Annotated in this window: 25 protein-coding genes; 4 read left to right on the forward strand and 21 right to left on the reverse strand. The window is 41.3% G+C overall.

The window, feature by feature from the left end; all coding sequences use genetic code 11:
* Positions 1–176: 176 nt before the first annotated feature.
* The 12 genes from rplA to FC30_RS02275 form a co-directional block, all read right to left on the reverse strand.
* Positions 177–869: a 50S ribosomal protein L1 gene (gene rplA / locus FC30_RS02220; RefSeq protein ID WP_004051393.1), complete on the reverse strand. Its 693-nt coding sequence runs from the start codon at positions 867–869 to the stop codon at positions 177–179.
* A 102-nt stretch (positions 870–971) separates the two neighbouring features.
* A complete protein-coding gene (rplK, locus tag FC30_RS02225; protein WP_004051392.1) occupies positions 972–1,397 on the reverse strand; it encodes a 50S ribosomal protein L11 in 426 nt (141 codons plus the stop codon).
* 146 nt (positions 1,398–1,543) lie between these two features.
* A complete protein-coding gene (locus FC30_RS02230) occupies positions 1,544–2,422 on the reverse strand; it encodes an alpha/beta fold hydrolase (RefSeq protein WP_010688515.1) in 879 nt (292 codons plus the stop codon).
* Positions 2,423–2,480: 58 nt separating this feature from the next.
* Positions 2,481–3,032, reverse strand: a complete 552-nt coding sequence (gene nusG / locus FC30_RS02235; RefSeq protein WP_010688516.1) for a transcription termination/antitermination protein NusG — start codon at positions 3,030–3,032, stop codon at positions 2,481–2,483.
* A gap of 121 nt (positions 3,033–3,153) precedes the next feature.
* The gene (gene secE, locus FC30_RS02240) at positions 3,154–3,321 is read right to left on the reverse strand and encodes a preprotein translocase subunit SecE (protein ID WP_004051387.1); all 168 of its coding nucleotides are present in this window, start codon (positions 3,319–3,321) and stop codon (positions 3,154–3,156) included.
* A 20-nt stretch (positions 3,322–3,341) separates the two neighbouring features.
* Positions 3,342–3,491 (reverse strand): 50S ribosomal protein L33, encoded by a 150-nt coding sequence (rpmG, locus tag FC30_RS02245; RefSeq protein WP_005918839.1) that lies wholly within the window; start codon positions 3,489–3,491, stop codon positions 3,342–3,344.
* Positions 3,492–3,550: 59 nt separating this feature from the next.
* Positions 3,551–4,216 (reverse strand): class A sortase, encoded by a 666-nt coding sequence (locus tag FC30_RS02250; protein WP_005918837.1) that lies wholly within the window; start codon positions 4,214–4,216, stop codon positions 3,551–3,553.
* Positions 4,217–4,234: 18 nt separating this feature from the next.
* Positions 4,235–4,945: an enhanced serine sensitivity protein SseB C-terminal domain-containing protein gene (locus tag FC30_RS02255; RefSeq protein ID WP_010688517.1), complete on the reverse strand. Its 711-nt coding sequence runs from the start codon at positions 4,943–4,945 to the stop codon at positions 4,235–4,237.
* Entirely contained in the window at positions 4,935–6,299 is a 1,365-nt protein-coding gene (locus FC30_RS02260; RefSeq protein WP_010688518.1) for an FAD-dependent oxidoreductase, read from the reverse strand. The genes FC30_RS02255 and FC30_RS02260 overlap by 11 nt, the downstream gene beginning before the upstream one ends.
* A 218-nt stretch (positions 6,300–6,517) precedes the next feature.
* Positions 6,518–7,024, reverse strand: a complete 507-nt coding sequence (locus FC30_RS09725) for a hypothetical protein (protein ID WP_010688519.1) — start codon at positions 7,022–7,024, stop codon at positions 6,518–6,520.
* A complete protein-coding gene (locus tag FC30_RS09435) occupies positions 6,928–7,506 on the reverse strand; it encodes a hypothetical protein (protein WP_235804165.1) in 579 nt (192 codons plus the stop codon). Before FC30_RS09435 ends, FC30_RS09725 begins: the two co-directional genes overlap by 97 nt.
* 22 nt (positions 7,507–7,528) lie before the next feature.
* Positions 7,529–8,281, reverse strand: coding sequence for a YSIRK-type signal peptide-containing protein (locus FC30_RS02275; RefSeq protein WP_010688521.1), 753 nt, complete (start codon positions 8,279–8,281; stop codon positions 7,529–7,531).
* Between the two features lie 263 nt (positions 8,282–8,544).
* On the opposite strand from FC30_RS02275, the gene FC30_RS02280 reads away from it, so the two are divergent.
* Positions 8,545–9,732: a YSIRK-targeted surface antigen transcriptional regulator gene (locus FC30_RS02280; protein WP_010688522.1), complete on the forward strand. Its 1,188-nt coding sequence runs from the start codon at positions 8,545–8,547 to the stop codon at positions 9,730–9,732.
* A gap of 159 nt (positions 9,733–9,891) precedes the next feature.
* Here FC30_RS02280 and FC30_RS02285 read toward each other — a convergent pair whose 3' ends face one another.
* The 9 genes from FC30_RS02285 to FC30_RS02325 form a co-directional block, all read right to left on the reverse strand.
* Positions 9,892–11,253: a mucin-binding protein gene (locus FC30_RS02285; protein WP_010688523.1), complete on the reverse strand. Its 1,362-nt coding sequence runs from the start codon at positions 11,251–11,253 to the stop codon at positions 9,892–9,894.
* A 155-nt stretch (positions 11,254–11,408) separates the two neighbouring features.
* A complete protein-coding gene (locus FC30_RS02290; protein WP_010688524.1) occupies positions 11,409–11,930 on the reverse strand; it encodes an NYN domain-containing protein in 522 nt (173 codons plus the stop codon).
* Positions 11,931–11,932: 2 nt separating this feature from the next.
* A complete protein-coding gene (rlmB, locus tag FC30_RS02295) occupies positions 11,933–12,673 on the reverse strand; it encodes a 23S rRNA (guanosine(2251)-2'-O)-methyltransferase RlmB (RefSeq protein WP_010688525.1) in 741 nt (246 codons plus the stop codon).
* Positions 12,673–13,068 (reverse strand): Mini-ribonuclease 3, encoded by a 396-nt coding sequence (locus FC30_RS02300; RefSeq protein WP_010688526.1) that lies wholly within the window; start codon positions 13,066–13,068, stop codon positions 12,673–12,675. The genes rlmB and FC30_RS02300 overlap by 1 nt, the downstream gene beginning before the upstream one ends.
* Position 13,069: 1 nt before the next feature.
* Positions 13,070–14,479, reverse strand: coding sequence for a cysteine--tRNA ligase (gene cysS / locus FC30_RS02305; RefSeq protein ID WP_010688527.1), 1,410 nt, complete (start codon positions 14,477–14,479; stop codon positions 13,070–13,072).
* Positions 14,480–14,751: 272 nt separating this feature from the next.
* Positions 14,752–16,242 (reverse strand): glutamate--tRNA ligase, encoded by a 1,491-nt coding sequence (gene gltX / locus FC30_RS02310; RefSeq protein WP_010688528.1) that lies wholly within the window; start codon positions 16,240–16,242, stop codon positions 14,752–14,754.
* Positions 16,243–16,330: 88 nt separating this feature from the next.
* Complete coding sequence (locus FC30_RS02315) at positions 16,331–17,440, reverse strand: PIN/TRAM domain-containing protein (RefSeq protein WP_010688529.1); 1,110 nt, start codon at positions 17,438–17,440, stop codon at positions 16,331–16,333.
* Between the two features lie 18 nt (positions 17,441–17,458).
* Entirely contained in the window at positions 17,459–18,829 is a 1,371-nt protein-coding gene (gene radA, locus FC30_RS02320; protein ID WP_010688530.1) for a DNA repair protein RadA, read from the reverse strand.
* Between the two features lie 75 nt (positions 18,830–18,904).
* Positions 18,905–19,441 (reverse strand): dCTP deaminase/dUTPase family protein, encoded by a 537-nt coding sequence (locus FC30_RS02325; protein ID WP_010688531.1) that lies wholly within the window; start codon positions 19,439–19,441, stop codon positions 18,905–18,907.
* A 136-nt stretch (positions 19,442–19,577) separates the two neighbouring features.
* On the opposite strand from FC30_RS02325, the gene FC30_RS02330 reads away from it, so the two are divergent.
* The 3 genes from FC30_RS02330 to FC30_RS02340 all read left to right on the forward strand — a co-directional run bounded on the left by FC30_RS02330 (position 19,578) and on the right by FC30_RS02340 (position 22,097).
* Complete coding sequence (locus tag FC30_RS02330; protein WP_010688532.1) at positions 19,578–19,865, forward strand: GNAT family N-acetyltransferase; 288 nt, start codon at positions 19,578–19,580, stop codon at positions 19,863–19,865.
* Positions 19,866–19,889: 24 nt separating this feature from the next.
* A complete protein-coding gene (gene rpiA, locus FC30_RS02335; protein ID WP_010688533.1) occupies positions 19,890–20,576 on the forward strand; it encodes a ribose-5-phosphate isomerase RpiA in 687 nt (228 codons plus the stop codon).
* Between the two features lie 186 nt (positions 20,577–20,762).
* Positions 20,763–22,097, forward strand: a complete 1,335-nt coding sequence (locus FC30_RS02340) for a C1 family peptidase (RefSeq protein WP_010688534.1) — start codon at positions 20,763–20,765, stop codon at positions 22,095–22,097.
* Positions 22,098–22,150 lie beyond the last annotated feature (53 nt).

Below are 22,150 nucleotides of genomic sequence, written 5' to 3' on the forward strand. Positions count from 1 at the left end.
TCCATGGTTTGTTATAACACATTTTTCTATGTTTTTGGTAACAGTTAACCACTCCTCATTGACCTTGATCACATATCCAGCTCATCTTATGCTAAACTATATACCTTTTGACACCTAGCTTGCAACAAAAAAAGCCGCAGTCAATCGACCACGGCTTTTAAGCGACAAACTTATTCTTATAATGAGTTTGTGTCAAGTGTAACACTTGGTCCAAATGTTGATGCCAAGGAAACATGCTTGATGTATGTTCCTTTAACAGCAGCTGGACGTAATTTAGCAATTGTATCGTAGATTGCTTGGAAGTTGCCAACTAAAGCAGCTTCGTCAAATGATACTTTACCAACTGGCACGTGTACGTTACCGTCACGGTCTGTACGGTATGTTACTTGACCGCTCTTAGCGTCAGAAACAGCTTTAGCAACGTCCATTGTAACTGTACCAGTCTTAGGGTTTGGCATTAAGCCTTTAGGTCCAAGTACACGACCTAAACGACCAACTTGTGCCATCATGTCTGGTGTTGCAATCGCAACGTCAAAGTCCAACCAGCCATCTTGGATACGTGCAACTAAGTCATCGTCACCGACAACGTCTGCACCTGCATCCTTAGCTTCTTGAGCTTTAGGACCTTTAGCAAAGACAACAACTGTTTGTTCTTTACCTGTACCGTTTGGTAAAACTAAAGCACCACGTAATTGTTGGTCTGCTTGTTTTGTATCTAAGTTTAAGTTAAATGCAACTTCAACTGTTGCGTCGAAGTTTGCAAAGTCGATTTCTTTAACCAAAGCAACTGCTTCGTTAGCTGTGTAAGCTTTGTCTGCTTCGACTTTTTTAGCAGCTTCTAAATATTTCTTGCTTTTCTTTTTAGCCATTAGTGAGTTCCTCCTTGCAAAATGTGGTCTATCGGATATACCTCCCACTTGACAGATCTGCTTTCACAGAAGTGTCCGTCTGAGAAGCATGGCCGTAGAAAATTAGTCTTCTACAACAAAGCCCATGCTTCGTGCAGTACCTTCAATCATGCGCATAGCAGCTTCTACGTCTGCAGCGTTTAGATCTTGCATTTTTGATTCAGCGATTTCCTTAACTTGTGCTTTTGTAACTGTAGCAACTTTGTTTGTGTTAGGTTCGCCGGAGCCTTTTTCTACACCAGCAGCTTTCTTAAGTAAAACTGCAGCAGGCGGTGTCTTTGTAATGAAGTCAAATGAACGATCTTCATAAACACTGATAACAACTGGGATGATCATACCAGCTTGGTCAGCTGTACGAGCGTTAAATTCTTTTGTGAATCCCATGATGTTGATACCTGCTTGACCTAAAGCAGGACCTACTGGTGGAGCTGGAGTTGCTTTACCAGCAGGAATTTGTAATTTAACAACGTTGATTACGTTTTTTGCCACGGGTCATTCCTCCTTATTCCGTGTGTGGTACGGATGGTCAGCATATTTGACCTCCCACTTCAATATGCTAAAAGCATACTTATAAAATATAACACGCTTTTTTTCAAAAAACAATATTTTGCCCGAAATTTTTTCTGAACTGAGATCTACTTATCCGCAAATGCCTGTAAAGCTTGCTTACCAAATAAAAATTGGCCGATCATCTTATCGACTTGACGATTTTCATGGAGACGTGAATGCGATGCCTTTTTATCCTTCACGATCACTTCATGGTAGACTTGGCGTGGTAACAAATAGCGCAAACTCAAGACTGAATCTAAAGAGACCGAACCATCTGAAGCCGTCCCATTTTCCAGATCACCCGCGATATTCAAAAATTTCGTATCGGGTGAAATGATATAACGATGCTTTTTGATCTTACTAAATAGCGGTGCCATCGTAAGCGGCCCGTACTGAGTCAACGGGCGATATTCGATCTCCTTACCATCCTTGCCGACTTCAGTATCGTTGAAAGGCACACCTAAAGTCACGACTTTTTCCACATGTGGAACACGATCCGAGATCCCAAACTTGCTCAAAAAGTTCAAAACGGTCACGCCTCCCATCGAATGAGCAATGATATTTATCTTTTCGATGCCATAGTTATTTTTCAAATAACTCATCAAACGCCATAACCAGTCAGTCTGATGAATGATCGACATCCGATTTTTATCAAATAATACTTGGATAAAACCACCAGGGATACTAGGGTCGCCCTTGATCTTTAAACGGCCATCGGCTTTTACCACGATCACTGTACTTTTTTGCCCCCACCCATAGTGTTCGAACCGTTTGATCATCAAGCCTGAGGACAAGCGGGTCCCAGCATAGCCGTGAATAAATAATGTCGGGATCTGATTTTGAAGCGTCACTTCTCGATTTTTACTCGGTTCAGCTAATTTATACCACTCAAGCGCCGCTCCCAAAGCTAGACCGCCCGCCGCTATAACTGTTGTCTGGACCAATTTATTAGCATCTTTAAGCATCTCGCATTCACCCCATTTTGAAAAAAGACTACAGTAATTATAACTGTAGTCCTAGATCCTAAACTAAACGCTCAACTTGGTCAAAGTCCAATTCGGCCATTGTTTCACGGCCAAACATATCGATCATAACTTTGACTTTTGACTTTTCAGCATCGATCTCAGTGATCTTACCGACCATGCTTGCAAACGCACCTTCGATGATCGTCACTGCATCGCCTACTTCAGCATCAAAATCAGCTTGATGTTCACTACCTTGAAGTTGGTTCAAGATGTGATCGATCTCTTCATCAAGCAATGGAGCTGGCTTACTACCAGCACCGTGTGACCCAACAAAGCCTGTTACGCCTGGTGTGTTACGTACAACGTACCATGATTGGTCAGTCATCACCATTTCAACTAGCACATAACCTGGGAAAGTTTTCAAAGTTTCAACTTTTTCCTTACCGGTCTTAGTTGTTTCAACTTTTTCTTCTTCTGGAACGACTACGCGGAAAATATAGTCTTCCATCCCCATTGATTGTGCCCGTGATTCCAAGTTAGTTTTGACTTTATTTTCATAACCTGCGTATGTATGTAATACATACCATTTCTTTTCAAATGATTCTGCCATGTTTTTCTCCTTAATTATGCTTATCATTTAACTGCAAAATAAAAACCCCCGAATGCGTTCGAAGGTCCTGTCCTTACTTAATTGTAACAAAAAAAGGCCGGTAATACCAGCCCTTTAAAAACTAGACTAACAAATTGATCACAGCTTGAGCCGCATAATCAACTAAACCAAAGAAGACTGCAAATGCTAATGACATGACTACTACTGTGGTCGTATCACGTCTGGTCTCCTTAGCTGTTAACCAAGTCGTATCCTTCATTGTTTTGATAACACTTTTAATGAATTTCATCTATATTACGCCTCCATGAACTACTTGGTTTCACGATGGATCGTATGTTTGCCACAGTACTTGCAAAACTTTTTAACTTCTAAGCGTTCTGCGCGGTTAACATTTTCGGTGATCGAATAGTTTCGTGAACCACATTCTGAGCAAGCAAGTGCCACTTTTTTCTTCGACATTCTTTTACTCCTTAGATCTTTATCAGTATAACTCTATCAGTAAAGTAAGTTGCTGTCAATTAGTTGAAATACTTAAGATTTTCCTTTGTTGCATCCAAAACTTCAGCTAATTCACCTTGAATGATCGTACGATCGACTTCGCCATCATCACCCGAAGCACAGGTCACCAAAGTTATCATCTTTTTGCCCGGTTCATCATAAATATATTGAACTTCACTCTTGTTAACAACTGTTTTAACAGTAGTCGTGTAAACATATACTTTCTTTTCATCGGTCACATAGATCTTGTCTCCCAGCTTGGCATCAGCTAGCGGACCAAAAAGTAATTTGGCATCTTTCATATGGTGCCCAGCTAAGGCATAGTTGCCTTCTGCCCCCATTTGTTCGCCTTGCTTCATCGTTCCCGCACCACGTACCAGATCTTCATTGTTCAAGCCTTCAAAGATCGGTAATTTTAACCCTACACTTGGCATAGCGATCTTCCCGATGGCATCATTTTTAGCACTCGTGGCCGCACTAACGACCATTTGATTATCGACAGCTTTGATCTTTTTAAAGTTAAAATTTGCCTTTTTGGAGTTTTGATCAGCTTTAACAACTGTCGTGCTGACAGCTGAATTAGTCATATGGTTGACTAAGGCATTTTTGATCTGTTGGTTAAAGATAAGCGCCAATCCTACAACAAGCAAGACTACGATCAAACAATACTTTAAAAATTTTTTCATTAGTATTTAGCCACCTCACTAAAAATTCAACTTGATATAAAACGGTGCAAAGTCACGCTTAGCTCGCTCACCCGCCAATTCAGCGGTCGTTCCGATCAAAAGCTCGGTCCCATCTGGTAGTAATGGAGTCACTTGAGCTGCGATCTGTTGCGCTAAACGCTCTTTTTCAGCACTAGCTACAGTAGAAGCATATTCTAGGGTCACCATATATTCATAGTCACTCTTTCCTGGTAATAAGATCCCCAATAGCCAAGCACTGAGAACATCAGGTTTTGTCTTGACTACCCGTCTGATCTCATTTTCCAACGTCAAAGAAAGCTGTTCGGGCATTGTCTTTAATTTAAAGTCAGCTGCCTTCTTCTTTAAAGCTTGGACCTGAAAAACATTCTCAGCTGGAATGATGACATCACGTTCACCTTCATCAACTAACATTCCCGCTGCTCCAAGCGTTTTTAATTCTTGAGCTAGCCGTTCGAGTCCTAAAGCGACCGTGCTTAACCCTGAGCTTTCAAGGAGCTTAGTCGGTTCTGTCGTATAGACTAAAAGCTCTTTTTTACCATCATTTTCTTTTGTCTTAGGATAGCCGTATTCCAAGATAACATAGAGCTTCACATTGCCCAAACAAGTATAAAAGCGCAACGCTTTAGCTTGATCAGTAACATCTGCCACAAACTCATCTAATGCATCTAGAAATTCGGCTACTTTTTGTTCATTCATCTCATTTGTCATCTGCTTTGCCTCGTTTCTTACTTACATGTCGTGTTGCTTCTGTCACAAAATTCTCAGGTTGGTTAAAGTATGGATAAAAGAAGAAGTCAGAGACCTTTAATTCATCTACTGTGACCTCTTTTTGGATCGCAAGTGAAAGCATATGCAGTGTACCCGCTTGATCTGACCGGCTTGCGATCTGGGCTCCTAAAAGGCGATGATCTTCTTTATGGTAGACCAAACGCAATTTGATCTTGCTATTTTCAAGCATGAATTTTGGTCTTTGCCAAGTCTCATAGTCAACGTATTCATGGGGGATACTATAACGGATGGCTTCATTGACTGTCACACCCGTTGAAAATAGATTCAACCCGTAGACCCGCACCGCATTTGAAGCTTGGGTCCCACTTGAGGAAATATTTTCCCCCGCAATATTTTTGGCTGCAACATAGGCCCCCCGCAAGGCATCCGAGACTGAAAAGTTAACGACTAATTCTTTTAGGATATTTGAATACGAGGTCGAACAATCGCCTACCGCGTAGATATCTGGATCAGAAGTCTGTTGATACTCATTTACAATATAGGCACCATTAGTGTATAGCTCTAAATGGAAACGTCCTAGGGAAGTATTTGGTAAGAATCCCATCGTCAAAATGGCCATATCAGTCGAGTATTTCCCACGGTCAGTAATGATCTGATCGATCCTACCAGATTTACCGACATAGCTTTGGACCTCTTCTTCTAAACATAGATCGATCCCTTTTTCACGCAAGCGTTCTTCGACTAGGCGGCCAAATGGTTCATCATAGTGCGACATCATTAAATGCGGGTTGGCATCATAGATCGTTACATGCTTTCCACGTTTTTGGATCGCTTCAGCCACTTCGATCCCGATATAGCCACCACCGATGATCGCAACATTTTTGACATTATTCAGATCCAAACGCTGATTTACTTCGAGTCCCTCATTTAAATTCTTGATACGATAGATCCCACGTAGATCATTACCATTGATCCCTAGACTAACTTGTGACGCCCCCGTTGCTAAAACTAGCTTATCATACTTGACTCCTTGTAATCCTTGTTTATCCCTAAAGATCACTTTTTTGTTCCTAAAATCGATCGATTCGACAAGTGCTTCTGTGTAAAGGGCTGCAAGCTGCTTGCGTAAAGTTTCATTATCGACATAGAAGAAATTTCGATAATAATTGATCTCGTTTGATAAAAGTAATGGTGTACCACAACTAAGATAGCCTAAATTATCACTCTTATCGATCATAGTGATCTCAAATTCTTTTCCACTATCCATTAAATTCCGAGCAACCGCCAACCCAGCATGGTTAGCTCCCACAATAACGATTTTTTCTGCCGACATTTTTCTTATCCTTTCTTTTTTATCGTTCGAGCCATAATGGTACTAGCTTCATTTATTTTGCCCCCAGTTTAATAACAAAATTTTTATTCTATTCTCATATACTTAATTATACTAAAATCAGCATACGCTGACTACTACATCAGCCCAGAAATATCTTGTTCAAAACAAAAAAGAAGGAGAATAATTCCTTCTTTCTTGTATTCTATTCACTTAAAAATTTAGAAGTTTTTTTCATCCTTCTTTTTAACACCAAAGCCAACTAAGCCTAAAGTAGCTGCAACAATTGCGGCACCGACCGCAGCCATCGTTGTTTCATTTGCATCACCCATTTGTGGTAATTCAGCAGCAGCTTGTGGGGCTTCTTTAGCTAGTGCTGGCGTTGTTGGAACTTCAACTGGTGTATCTTCACCTGGAACACCTGGGGTCACACTCACGATACCTGTTGTGTAACCTGGAACATTTGCCTTATCAGCATAGTAACCTGTGATCACAGGAACTTTGACATCTTTAACGATCTCATCAGGAATGTCTAAGTTAGCCTTGACTGTATCAGCCGCACTACCAACTGTTACACCATTGGCATTTGTTGATTTGATCTGTACTTCATAACCATCGATCTTTGGTATATTTACCGCATCGTAAGCTGTCTTAGTATTGACACCCTCAGCGATCTGCCGACCAGTGATCGCACCACCAGCTGAATAACATTGTAAGTTGATATACAATGGATCTTGAATATCGATCTTAGAGTCAGCAGCCCCAATGGGAAAGAGATCAATTCAGCATAGAAGTTTGTGTTATCATCGCGAATATCGATGATCGCACCTTTTTTAGAAACAAAGCTAGCTGAAGTATTGCTACCACGTGAATCAAGTGAGATCACGTCATCCCAAGGGTTATCGCCACGGTTAGTCAAGATAACACGGAAAGTGGCAAATTCATCAATTAAGATATTCCCGCCTTCATTGACCCCGATGTAATTGTAACCATCGTAAGAACCAGATGTACCAGTTTTACCGTTTGATTCAAATAAAGTATCTGAATGTTTAGAGATCGTAATGTTAGAATCGTTTGCCAAGTCTAAAGCGCCCCCACGACCTTTGTTTTGGAAGTGGACCTTAGAATATTCACCTGAGACAAAGCTTGAGTTATTGCCTAAGATGATCCCGTCACGACCAGTAAAGTTAAAGGTCGAGTTTTCACCCAATTCAACTTTACTTGGGCCAGCATTACGTGATTGACCTGTACCGTAACGTTATGACCATTGCTTCCGATATTTCCATTGCTGGAAGGCGTGATCGCGCCATTAACATTGATCGTTTGGTAATTAGAATACCCATAGCGCTGATCAATTCTTGCCAACTAGAAACATCAGCGATCGTATTGTCTGTATTAGCAGCTAAAGCACAGGCTGAAGTATCGACATTAGCACGTCGGAAACCTGCTGTATCTTGAGGTGTTGCAGCGGTTTCTTCATTGGCTTTTGCTTGACTTTCAGCCGAATTTGCTACATTATTATTGGATAATACCGAATCATTATTTGATTCAGCTTGATCAGTGGTTGTCGCTTCTTGTTTATTGTTTTCTACCTGCGTATTTGTCTGGTTGATTTCATCTGCGGAGGAATCTTGGGCATCGTTGGTGGAAGTTGTGGAAGTCGATGCTTGAGTACTTGTAGCATTTCCAGCTGCTTGCGCTTGATCGGCATCTGTGGTGGAAGTTGATGCTTGATCTTGGCTAGCTTCTTGAACTTTGAGTCGGGAAGAATCATTAGTACTACTTGTATCGGAAGCTTTAACTGCTGTGTCAGACTGTTGCGTTGTTTCTTGTTCTGAATCATTTGCTTGACTAGTAGAACCGATGAAAAAAGTCGTACCTACTAAAACAGAAGTTACACCTACACTAAGCTTTTTGATCGTATATTTGGAGACCTTGTTGGCGGATCTTCTCAAATACAGATCTCGATTATTTTTTGAGACCATTTGTCCTTATTTCTCTCCTTTAAATAAACATTAATGATGTATAGTCTTTGTTGAATTTTTCGAGAATGAATAATTCAACAAGAATTGTAAAAAACGTCATATTTTTTATCTAAATAATTGTATTTTTCAATAAAAATTGCAAAATCGTTGAATTTGTTAACTAGATTAAACGAAAAAAAGTTATAATGTTAATTGGATTAGCCAATTATTAAAAGATCTATATATCAATTTTAATTTATATATGTAAAGAGGTCACGATTTATATGAAAAGGCTAAAAATGATCAAATCTCTGCATATTTGTCTCAGACTTCCAATTATTGTCTTTGACGAAAATTTAGAGATCATCGAAGAGTATCGTTCCAATCAGACAACGGTGCTCTTTAACGACTATGAAAATATTCTAAAAGGAGCTTTGAACTCACACGAGTTGTTCAGCTTCATCAGTGGGGAACTAAACGACATGTTTTTACTCTATAATTTTGAGAATTTTCATATCCTATTTGGTCCCTTCAAATGCAATATCGTTGATAAAACCTTCTTCTATAAGGGAATGAAAGATTTAAAGATCAGCGCTAAAGATCAAGAGTTCCTCTATAGTTATTTAAATGACCTACCGTTATTTTCAACTAGTGAGCTGCGTGATATTTTGATCATGGTCCACTACTTCTTTTCCGGTGAGATAAAAGATCTAATGTCTGATAAGATCCACCTTGAAACAAAGAAATATTCAGCTGAGATCACCGATGAACGGATCGAATATTTAGTTTCTCAAAACTTCGATTCAAATATGTATCTCTATCTCTATGAACATAAGATCTTAGACTATGTGCGCAGTGGTGATGTCAACAAATTACGCGATATGGTCTTCAAGCTAAGCAATGGGGTCATCCCTGCAGTTACAGGCGATACCTTACGTTCAGAAAAAAATTATTCGATCGTGGTCTTTGAAAAACTCTCTCAGGCTGGGATCGAATTAGGGATGGATATCATCACTGCTTATGGTAGTCGTGATCTTTTCATCAAAAAGACTGAACTAAGCAATACTTTAGATGAGATCTTGCAAGTCCGTGATTCGGCGATCGTGTATTACACCAGCGAAGTAAATAAGGTCATCACCTTACACCTATCGCCACTTACAACTTCGATCATTCAATATATCAACACTAATATGTATCGACCTTTGAAAGTCAAAGAGTTAGCGAGTTATTTTAACATCAGTGAATCTAAACTGCGAACACTCTTTAAGACTGAATTAGGTTCAACGGTCCAAGATTACATCATCGATCGTAGAATCGAAGAAGCAAAACTCATGCTCAAGTCAAATGTTACAACCAATGAAGCAGCTTATACCCTTGGTTTTGCAGATGCATCTCACTTCTCTAGGGTCTTTAAAAAGATCGTCGGTAAAACGCCTAAGCATTATCAGCAATCAGCTACTTTAGTCGACTGATCAAAATCAATATCAAAACGAGGTCCCCCTTGCGATGTAAATATATCGCAAGGGGGACCTCGTTATTTATACAACTTTAAAAGTGGATCCTCCGTCAGTACCCACACTCTATGTACTAAAAAAGAGGAGAAAATTCTCCTCTTTTTTAGGCTCTAGAAATTAGATGTTTTCTTCATCTTTTTTCTTTTTGCTGGCAAATCCGAACAAGCTAAGTAAGCTTGTGATCATTACCGCACCAAGCGCTGCGATAGAATTGTTGTCTGCGTCACCCATTTGAGGAAGTTCAGCAGCAGGCTTGTCTGCCTTAGGTTGTTCCTTAGCAGCTGGTTGTGGTTTAGCCTCTGGGGTCGTTGGGGCTGGAGCTGGTGTGCTTGGTCGACCTGGTGTCTTTTCAGGATCTTTTGGTGTTTCTACCTTGTTGTAGACAACTGGTGTGTCTTCACCTGGTATGTTTGGTGTCACACTTACAGTATCAGTTGTGTAACCTGGAACATCTGGGATATCAGTTACGACGACCTTCGTTGGATCGTTAGGATCGTTCTTGTATTGAAGTGTTGGTACACCCGGAATTGGGTTACCTTCTGGATCAACTGGAACGATCTTACCGATTTCGTTGTAAACCACATTTGTTTCGATGTTTTCTTGAGTAGCCTTAGGACCTGGTACATTTGCTTTATCAGCATAGTAACCTTCGATCACAGGAACTTTAACATCGTTGTAGTTGCCCTTATCACTTGTCCATACAGCATCTGGGTTCTTGACCTTACCTGTAACTGTGTCAACAATCAATGTCCGTGTCCATGTTGATGTTTGAACGTCATCATCACGTAACTTGTTGCCGTCTTTATCAACGAAGTGCACTGTAGAAGTAAATTCCTTGGTGTATTCGTCTTTAGCTGGCCATTTTGGTCCATTTGGATCGTTAGGGTTGATCGGTGTACCTGGTTCGTGTGGATCATTTGGTCCAACTGGTGCTTCACCGTGTTTGAATGTTACATAGTAAGTTTGATCCACATCATTGTCACTATTAAAGGCTGCGTCACTTGGGAAACAGTCATTCACTAGAACATAACCTTTAGCAAGCAATTCCTTGATCTTATCAGCTGTGCTGTATGTGATCTTAGAACCTGACTTACCAGTGAATTTCTCTGTTGCTAAGTCCGTATCTGTTGTCACATCACGGAAGATGATCTTAGCATTTTGATCACGTTCATTTGAAATATCTGGTTTCTTAGGATCTTCATTCTTTTCGTAAACGACTGGTGTATCCTTGCCTGGATCTTCTGGCTTAACGCTTGGTACGCGTGGAGTGTAACCCGGAATTTCAGGAACTGGTGTGATACCACCCTTAGTTGGGTCTTTTGGATCATTGTTGTAACCTGGTGTTGGTGCACCTGGAATTGGGTTACCATTTGGATCTTGTGGTGTGATCTTACCTAATGGAGTATAGGTGATCTTTTCAACCAGATTTTCTTGTACCGTTGTCGGGTGTACACTTTCTGGTATGGATAAAAATTCCATACCAGTTTTTTGCGTAAAAAAACACTTCCCACATTTCTGTAGGAAGTGCCGTACGGGTCTATCCATATCGGTTGACGGACACCCATAAAATAAAAATCGTATAAAACCACATCATCATTCTTTTGGTTTCATACGATTTTTTCTAATACATATATTTATTTAGAGAGCTCATCCCGTAATTTAGCTAATGCATTTAATTGTTTATCGCTAAACGGTGAGCGTCTGACCAAGGCTTGGTCTTGATATTGTCTAGCTGCTGCATGGACTTCGCGTTTTGCCCGTTTTATATCTTGGTACAATTCCCAAGCTGGTTTACGCAGGGCACCTTGAGAAAAAACAGTCCATTGTTCTGCTCCATCACTTGTCGCCACTTCAACTTGGGTCAAACGTGTCTGCAATTTTTTAGCCAAGGCTTCGATATAGCTATCTGCAGTTTGGCCTTCATCGGTCCAGACGACTTGGATCCCATATTGCTCATAGCTCTTTGACAAACCTGGCACATACATGGCATCAAAGACAACGATGATCTCCGCGTTACTTTGCTTATAGTAATCTGAGAGAATATATAATAGTTTATCGCGAGCTTCTTCTAGGCGATCAGCCTTTTTCAACTTCTCTAATTCTGGCCAATGCCCGATCATATTGTAGGCATCAACGATCAAAATTCGCTTCTTCATCGTTAATTGCCCCGTGAAGTAAAGCCTTGATAGATCAAAAGACTAGCAGCAACACTAGCATTTAAACTTTGAACATGGCCAACCATCGGGATCGTCAACATCTCATCACAATTTTTCTTAAGTAATGGGGCGATCCCTTTGCCTTCATTACCGATCACCAAAGCAGTCGGTCCCTTGGCACTCCATTTTCTAAAATCAGTCCCATGCATATCAGTTCCAAAGACCCAAACGCCACGTTTTTTAAGCTCCTCAACTGTTTGAACGAGATTCGTTACCCGACATACCGGCACATATTCGATCGCCCCAGTTGAAGTCTTCGCTACTGTTGACGTCAATTGTACGGCGCGGCGCTTAGGAATAATGATTCCATGGACTCCCGCAGCATCAGCCGTTCGCATGATCGAGCCTAAATTGTGCGGGTCTTCGATACCATCTAAGATGATAAAGAATGGATCTTCATCTTTAGCCTGAGCTTTAGCAAATAGATCATCTAAACTCGCATATTCATAAGCCGCTACAGCCAAGACGACCCCTTGGTGGTTTTGACCATCAGCTAATAGATCTAACTTAGCTTTTGGAACTTGATTGACGATCACACCTTTTTTCTTGGCTAAACTAGCCACTTCTTTTAAGGCATCAGCTTTTAGCCCCGATTGTAAAAACACTTTATTGACCGCTTGCTTGCTCTTCAAAGCTGCCACAGCTGGGTGGCGTCCGATCACAAAATCTTCATTTGTTGCCATTATTTTCCCTCCGCTTCAACCGTTTTGATGCACCAAGCTGCCAATTCATCTAGGCGCTCAGTCTGTCCACTTAGGTAAAGATAACCGAACAAAGCTTCAAAACCAGTCGAGATCCGATAAGTCACAACTGATGTGTTCTTCGCCGAAGTATAACTCTTCGCATTTCTACCGCGGCGGAAATACTCTTGTTCTTCTGGTGTCAACAGTTCTTGTTCTTCCATTTTCTTGATCAGCATTGCTTGGGCTTTAGCCGACACATAGTGCGTCGCGCGATGATGCAAACGTGTTGGTTTGGTCATTCCTTCATCTAATAAATGCTTTCTGATATAAACTTCATAGATCGCATCCCCCATATAAGCAAGTGCGATCCCATTTACTTGTTTGTAATCTGCCATTTTACCCTCTCTTCCAGCGTGTCCCTTGTGGGGTATCTTCTAAAATGATACCTTGCTCTTTCAAAGTATCTCTGATCTCATCACTTGTAGCAAAATCACGATTTGCACGCGCCTCATCCCGTTTTTTGATCAATGCTTCGATCTTTTCATCACCGAGCTCTTCATTTTCAAACTCGATCCCAAAAATTTCCGCTAAAGTTGCAAAATTTTGTAAAAGGTATTCTAAAGTTGCACGGTTGACCGCTTCTCTAGCTGCATAAATGTTTAATTCACGCGCTAATTCGTAGACCACTGTGATCCCATTTTGCGTATTAAAGTCATCATCCATCGCTACTTTGAATTTCACCACTAATTCTTCAACTTTTTCTTGGACCTCAGCTTCGAGCGCACCATCACCGGCATCTTCTAAACGGTAACGCACATTTTGAACAGCTGTCTTTAATTTGTTCAAGTTAGCCTTAGCATCATCTAAATTAGCTTGGCTATAGCGGATCGGATGGCGATATTGTGTCGTTGCCATCAGGAAACGAACGATCTGTGGATCGATCTCTTTAACTAATTCATGAACTGTCACGAAGTTGCCTAGTGACTTGCTCATCTTTTCATCGTCTTGACCGATCGTCACAAAACCATTGTGCATCCAATAGTTGGCAAATTTTTGTCCATTTTTAGCTTCACTTTGAGCGATCTCATTTTCATGGTGTGGGAATTCCAAGTCTTGACCGCCAGCATGGATATCGATCGTTTTTCCAAGATATTTTCCAGCCATCACTGAACATTCGATGTGCCACCCAGGACGACCTTGGCCCCAAGGAGAATCCCACGCGATCTCTTCCGGTTTAGCACTCTTCCAAAGTGCAAAATCTAACGGATCTTCTTTTTTGCCTTGGTCACTTGCTTGGACACGTTCACTCGCCCCTTGTTCTAAGGCATCGATCGATTGCCCCGAAAGTTTCCCGTAATCTTTAAATTTACGTGCACGATAATACACGTCTCCTTGCGCCTCATAGGCATAGCCCTTATCTACTAAAGCAGCGATAAAATCAATTATCTCGGGCATATTTTCCATGACCCGCGGATTTTTGCTTGCCTTTTTGATGTTCAAAGCAGCGATATCTTCATAAAAGGCTGCAATGAATTTAGTTGTCACTTCTTGAACCGACAGCCCCGTTTCTTGACTAGCTTTGATGATCTTATCATCAACGTCGGTAAAGTTAGAAATATAATTTACTTCATAGCCACGATATTCAAGATAGCGTCGAACAGTATCAAAAGCGATCGCTGAGCGGGCATTACCGATATGAATATAATTGTAGACAGTTGGCCCGCAGACATACATGCTGACCTTACCATTGACAAGCGGTTTAAAGTCTTCTTTTTCTTTAGTCAAAGTATTATAGATCTGGATCATATTGTAAACCCCCTTTTATTTTTTGAGTGTGGAGCAAAGCGGGGTGCTCCGTACGGATAGCCTAGCAGATCAGATGATGCGCTTTTGGCAGCATTTGATCTGTGTAGCTATACGCTAGGAGCAGCTTTGCGTAGCACGTTATTTTGAGTGTGGAGCAAGGCGTCTTGCTCCGTACGGATGTAAAATAAAAGGGCTGCAACTTTTGTCACAGCCCTGATTAAGCTGCCTTTGCGCAGACTAATGTCTTTTTTATCGCAGCTTGTTATTATATTCTAAGCTTTCATTTCAGCTAAAGTCTTATCCAAATGTTCCAAAACTTTTTGGCGACCTAAAAGCTCGATCGAAGGAGCTAATTCTGGCCCGTGCATTTCACGCGTCGTTGCGATCCGGATAGGCATGTAAAGCTTGCGCCCACGTACACCAGTATCTTTTTGGATCTGACGGATCATGTTTTGGATAGATACAGCATCAAAGATCGGTAATTCTTTTGCTTGCTTAGCAAATTCTTCCAACACGATCGTTGCTGACTCATCTGCTAATTCAGCCTTAGCTTCTTCATCTAACATTGGTGGTTCAGTGAAGAAGATCTCAGCCATTTCAGCTAATTGACCCGTATAAGACATTTGACGCTTATACAAGTTAACTAATTGACGGACCCATTGGATCTTCATCGTATCTGGATCTGCTTCGATCTTGCCCGCCTTGATCAATTGCTTCAAGGATGAATCTGTGATCTCATCACTATCAGCTGATTTGACATATTGGTTGTTGATCCATTCAAGTTTCTTACCATCAAAGGCTGCTGGTGATTTACTCAAACGTTTTGGATCAAACATCTTGACAAAATCTTTTTGTGAGAAGATCTCAGATTCACCCACTGGCGACCAGCCAAGCAAGGTGATGAAGTTAAACATTGCTTCTGGCAAGTAACCTAATGAACGGTATTGTTCGATAAATTGCAAGACAGATTCATCGCGCTTGGAAAGCTTCTTACCTGTTTCGGAGTTGATGATAAGTGACATATGCCCAAAGACTGGAGCTTCCCAGCCAAAAGCATCGTAAACAGCCAATTGTTTTGGTGTGTTAGCCACGTGATCATCCCCACGTAAAACGTGTGTGATATTCATCAAATGATCGTCAACAACTACCGCAAAGTTGTAAGTTGGCATTCCGTCGCGTTTTTGGATCACAAAGTCGCCCCCAATAGTATCGGAGTTGAAGCTAACTTTACCCTTAACGATATCATCCCATTCGTAGACCTTATCATGTGGTAAACGGATCCGGATAACTGGTTTTAAGCCCTTTGCCTTAGCTTCTTCTTGTGAAGCCTTGATCTGATCATCCGTCATACCTTCGTATTCGTAGATATAACGTGGGGCTTCACCGTTAGCCTTTTGTTCTTCACGTTGCGCTTGTAATTCTTCTTCTGTCATGTAAGATTCATACGCTAGACCCTTGTCCAATAATTCTTGGATCAATGGTTGGTAGATATCTTTACGTTCGGATTGACGGTAAGGACCATATTTACCTGGTTTATCTGGACCTTCATCCCAGTCGATCCCTAACCATTTAAGGTTATCGAGCTGGCTTTTTTCGCCGTCTGCAATATTACGTTTAGTATCCGTATCTTCAATTCGTAAAACGAATGTCCCTTTATTGTGACGTGCAAATAAGTAGTTAAATAACGCGGTTCGTGCATTACCGATATGCAAATGCCCCGTTGGACTTGGTGCATAACGAACGCGAATCTTATTTTTTGCCAATTTAAGCGCCTCTTTCTTGTTATTACTTTACATACCCTACAATTTTACAATGAATAAGGTAAAAAATAAACTACTCTAGGCTAATTCCTTAGTTTTTTTCACGTAACTTCTTCTTAGAATGGTAAGGTTTCGCAAAGATCATCCGCCCAGCATCGGTCTGGATCGCCGAAGTAACTTCAACTTCGATCGTCTTGTTCATGTAATAACGCCCATCTTCGACCACGATCATCGTACCATCATCGAGATAAGCGACCCCTTGTTGACGCTCAGTCCCATTTTTGATCACCATGACGTTCAACCGTTCACCTGGGATCACTCGCGGTTTGAGTGACTTAGCCAAAGCATTGACGTTTAAGACCTTCACATTTTGAAATTCACTGACTTTATTCAAATTATAGTCATTAGTTACGATCACCGCATCTAACATCTTAGCGAGCTTGATCAGTTTTGAATCGACTTCTTGAATATCATCAAAATCGCCTTCATACATCTCAACTGGCACGATCTTTTCATTTTGTAACTTGTTCAAAATGTCTAGCCCACGGCGCCCGCGAACACGTTTGATGCTATCACCTGAATCAGCGATATATTGCAATTCATACAAGACAAAGTTAGGTACGACTAAAGTCCCTTCTAAAAAGCCAGTCTTGGCGAGATCATAGATCCGACCATCGATCAAAATGTTAGTGTCTAACAATTTGTATTTATAGAAATTGTCGCCTACTTTACGTTCTAAAACGTTATTTTCTTCGGCTTCTTTTTTCTTAGATCGTGCCGAGAACAACTTCGGCAGATCGCCTAGTCGTGTGCGCCCTACGAACCAGCCGAGATAGGCAAACAAGATCATCACGATCACTGGCAAGATCGTATTGATGAAGAACAGTGGTGATTGCCAGAAAAGCGTTGAGATCAGGACCGCGATCACAAGTGACACAATAATTGCAATACTCTCAGAAATGATCGCTTCGGTCTTTTGTTTAGCCAGTGTCTCTTCGACTTTTTTTAGCGCCCCTTCAAGTGGTTCAGCTAAGATAAATGAGCATAGCATCATTAAAACCAACCCGATAAACATATTTACGATCGGATTATATAAAACTTGTATTTGAATGTTTAATAGGTTCCACAGACCGGGCAAAAAGGAATACCCTGCCCCGATACCGAGGAACGCAAAGATCAATTGGATTATTCGTTTGCGCATGTATTAATTACCCCTTTCTTAAAAAACATGCCGTAAAGCTTCACTGATCGTCTTAACGCCAACCACATCGATATTAGTTGGCAATTCCAGACCATTTAAATTATTTTGGGGAATAAAGACCCGTTTAAAGCCTAATTTAGCTGCTTCAGATATTCTTTGGTCGATCCGGGTCACCCGTCTGATCTCACCGGTCAAACCTAATTCACCGATAAAACAATCATCTGGTGCAGTTTGTTGGTCACGATAACTCGACACCAAACTCATCGCGATAGCTAGATCGATCGCTGGTTCGTCTAATTTAACGCCCCCAGCTGCTTTCAAATAAGCATCTTGATTTTGTAAAAGTAGCCCCGCCCGCTTTTCGAGCACTGCCATGATCAACGAGACCCGATTATGATCTAAGCCCGTCGTTGTTCGCTTAGCATTGCCAAATGCAGTTGGGGTGACTAACGCTTGGATCTCCGCTAAGATCGGCCGTGTTCCTTCCATTGAGACCACGACCGCCGAACCAGTTGCGCCACTCAAGCGCTCTTCTAAAAAGATCTCGGATGGATTAGGTACTTCAACTAGACCACCATCGCGCATCTCAAACACGCCGATCTCATTAGTCGAACCGAAACGATTTTTGACTGCCCGTAAGATCCGGTAAGTGCGATGCATATCGCCTTCAAAGTACAACACCGTATCGACCATATGCTCTAAGATCTTCGGTCCGGCGATCGCGCCACCCTTAGTCACGTGACCAACGATAAAGATCGTGATCCCATTTGTCTTAGCAATTTGCATCAAAGCAGCGGTCACCTCGCGGATCTGCGCCACACTTCCGACTGCTGAAGTAACTTCTGGCATCTGCATCGTTTGCACCGAGTCGATGATGACATAGTCTGGTTTTAAGTCTTCGATATTTTGTAAGATACTTCCCATATCGGTCTCGGGGTAAAGGTAAAATTCACTACCTGAGACTCCCAAGCGTTGGGCACGCATCTTGATCTGGTTGGCACTTTCTTCACCCGAAACGTAGAGCAATTTCCCCCCTTGATCGGCTAAACTTCCCGAAACTTGTAAAAGTAACGTTGATTTACCGATCCCAGGGTCGCCCCCGATCAAGACCATTGAACCAGGAACGACACCGCCACCTAAAACACGATTCAATTCACCGTTTTTCGTATCAACTCTAGGTGTCTGTGAGATCTCGATCGTGTCGATCTTTTGTGGGGTATTCGTTGTTCCTGTCAAAGTAACGCGTGGGGCTGCTTTAACGGTCGCACTTTTTTGTTCGACTTCTTCAACTAAAGTGTTCCATTCGCTACAGTTAGGACACCGCCCCAAATAGCGTGGTGATACATAGCCACAGTTTTGACATACATATCTAGTTTTGACTTTTGCCATAATTGCCCCCCTCTACTTATAAAATATTAGTATACCCGAAAATCATTAAAAAAATTATAAGATATCTTTAAATTCCTAACGTCCTGATGAACCAAAACCGCCAGTTCTCTTAGCTAAAGGCGCTGCTTCATCATCAGCCAAAAGATACGGTAAAAAGATGCCTTGGCCTAATCTTTCGCCCTTTTTGATCACTTTGTCCGTCAGCCCAAAATTGACCAATTGGAAAAAGATCTCGCCTTCATTGTTATCATTTCCATAATAATCAGCATCAACGATCCCGACTCCATTTGGCAAGATCAAACCGTGTTTTAATGGATTGCTGGAGCGGTTGGCCAACATCAAGAACTCATCTGGTTGCATATAAGCCTTGATCCCAGTCGGCACAAGGTATGGCTTTAAGACCTTATTAGCGGCTACTAGATCTTCTTTTGTGTACTCTTTTTGTTTGCGTAACGCATGTAAGACCTTCAAAAAGTTGCGTTTCCAAATACTTGGTAAGACAAAATCTTTAGCTGCACAAAAATCATAGCCCGCTGCATTTTGAGTTGCTCTAACTGGCAACGTCAGATCTTCACCTTCATATTTTGAAACGATTTCAAATCCTCTTTTCATTTCTCAAACCCCATTCATTTTAGTAGTTGTCAGCACTATATTTATGATACCATTAATTTTGAAGGCAAACAGCATTTCACATTATTTAATGTTATGTTTTTTACCGCTGATAATTATTTAATTTGGGGTGATAGATATGGATTTCATCTGGCAAGACGACCAACTAATTTGTCAAAACGAGCAGCAAGAAATGCTCGGTAACATTGGCTTTAAAATGATCAACAATGACCAAACTTATGTTATCGAACGTACTTTTGTCGCTGAACAAGCACGCGGCCAAGGACTTGCAGAAAAGATGACCGTCTTCTTTTTAGAGCACGCAAAGGTGCAAAACAAGACGATCCTACCTTTATGCTCTTACACGCAAAAATATTTTGCAGCTAATCCTGAACTTGAACACTTATTATTCAAGCAAAATAAATAAGTTAAATCTGAAAGGGTCTTTTACATGAATCAAAATGAACTAAAACGTCTGGTAGGCGAAAAATCAGTTGAATGGGTCAAAAATGGCATGATCGTCGGCTTAGGTACCGGCTCGACCGTCCGCTACATGGTCGATGCTTTGGGACGCCGGATCGCAGAAGAAGATCTTCAAATAACTGGCGTGACGACCTCAAGTGTTACGGCTAAGCAAGCAGAATCCTTAGGCATCCCTTTGATCTCAGTCGATGAAGCTGACCATATCGATATCGTGATCGATGGTGCCGATGAGATCTCAAGCGATTTCCAAGGTATCAAAGGCGGTGGCGCTGCCCTTTTGTTTGAAAAGATCGTGGCGGTCAACTCCACTAAAGTCCTTTGGATCGTGGATGAAAGCAAGATGGTCGATAAATTAGGGGCTTTCCCATTACCAGTTGAGGTCATCCCATATGGCAGCCAAAAATTATTCGACCGTTTTGCGGCTAAAGGCTTGAACCCGACTTTCCGCAAACAAGAAAACGGCAGCCTCTTATTGACCGACTCCGATAATTACATCATCGACTTACATCTCGAACAGATCGATGATCCACACGCTTTAGCCGAATATCTCATCCACCAAGTCGGGGTCGTTGAACACGGTCTTTTCTTAGACATGGTAAATGACGTGATCGTCGGCAAACAAGTTGGTCCTGTGGTCTTACATGCTCGTGACTAGTACATTTTACAAAAAGAAGCACATTTTTGGTGCTTCTTTTTGTGATTCAGTTAAAACTTGTAACTTTTATCACCATAGACTAATATTAAAAACTTTAGATTTAATAATTTAAAACTAATTACTTGTTTACTTATAGCTAAAAGAGGACTACACTATTAGTAGTTCATTAAAGGGGGATGATTTCCAGTGACTAAATCAATCAGCACTGCGCAACTTAAAAATTTTAAGAATTTACTTGAAAAACGTAATGATCACCGTGTTCTTGAACGGACTGTAACACAAAACGGGATCTTAGCTTCCAGCCGTGACTACCGGGCAGAAGTGAACACCACACCTGTTTTCTCGATCGATCTTGATACAGGTAAGGTCGCTAATCAGAAACAATCCGGTCGTTGCTGGATGTTTGCTGCCTTGAATACTTTGCGTCATGACCTACGCAATCGCTTGAATCTACCAGATGATTTTGAATTATCGCAAAACTTTACATTCTTCTGGGATAAACTTGAAAAAGCGAATTATTTCTATGAAAACATCTTAAAAACAGCCGGTTTCCCAACCTCTGACCGCAAAGTTGCGTGGTTGTTATCAATGCCACAACAAGACGGTGGTCAATGGGACATGATCATGGGCTTGATCGAAAAATACGGCGTTGTGCCAAAGTCTGCGATGCCAGAGACCCACAACTCCTCAGCTTCACGTGAATTCAACTCACTTTTGAACCTTAAATTGCGTAAAGATGCCGTCTTATTGCGTGAATTGGTTCAAAACAAAGCAATTGAAGCTCAGATCGAAACAGAAAAAGAAAAAATGTTAGCTGAAGTTTACCGTATGGCAGCTTACAGCTTTGGTGAACCACCGGCAACATTTGATTTTGAATATCGTGATAAAGATAACAACTATCACCTTGATCGTAACTTGACGCCAAAAGAATTCTTCGATAAATATCTCGGTTGGGAAACCAAAGATTACATCTCAGTGATCAACGGACCAACAGATGACAAGCCATTCAACCACATGTACACCGTTGATATGTTAGGTAACGTCGTCGGTGGGCGTGAAGTCCGGCACTTAAACGTTGACATGGATACCTTCAAAAAATTAGCTATCAAGCAATTGGAATCAGGCGAAAGTGTTTGGTTCGGTTGTGATGTCGGCAAATCTTCTGACCGCAAACAAGGGATCATGGATACTGAACTCTATCACCGCGATCAACTTTTTGATGTCGATCTGGCAATGTCAAAAGCAGAACGCTTAGATTACGGCGAAAGCTTGATGACCCATGCCATGGTCTTGACTGGCGTTGATCTCGTTGATGGTCAACCTAAGAAATGGAAAGTTGAAAACTCTTGGGGCGATAAAGTCGGGACAAAGGGCTTCTTTGTCATGACAGATGACTGGATGGATGAATATTGCTACCAGATCGTTATCAACAAGAACTTCTTACCTGATGAATTAAAAGAAGTTCTAAAAGAAGAACCTAAAGTCTTAGCACCTTGGGATCCTATGGGTTCATTAGCTTAATGATATAAAAAGATCTCACTGAAGTTTTGAGTATAACTTCAGTGAGATCTTTT

The sequence above is a fragment of the Ligilactobacillus animalis KCTC 3501 = DSM 20602 genome, assembly GCF_001434535.1.
In the GTDB taxonomy this organism is placed as follows: Bacteria; Bacillota; Bacilli; order Lactobacillales; family Lactobacillaceae; genus Ligilactobacillus; species Ligilactobacillus animalis.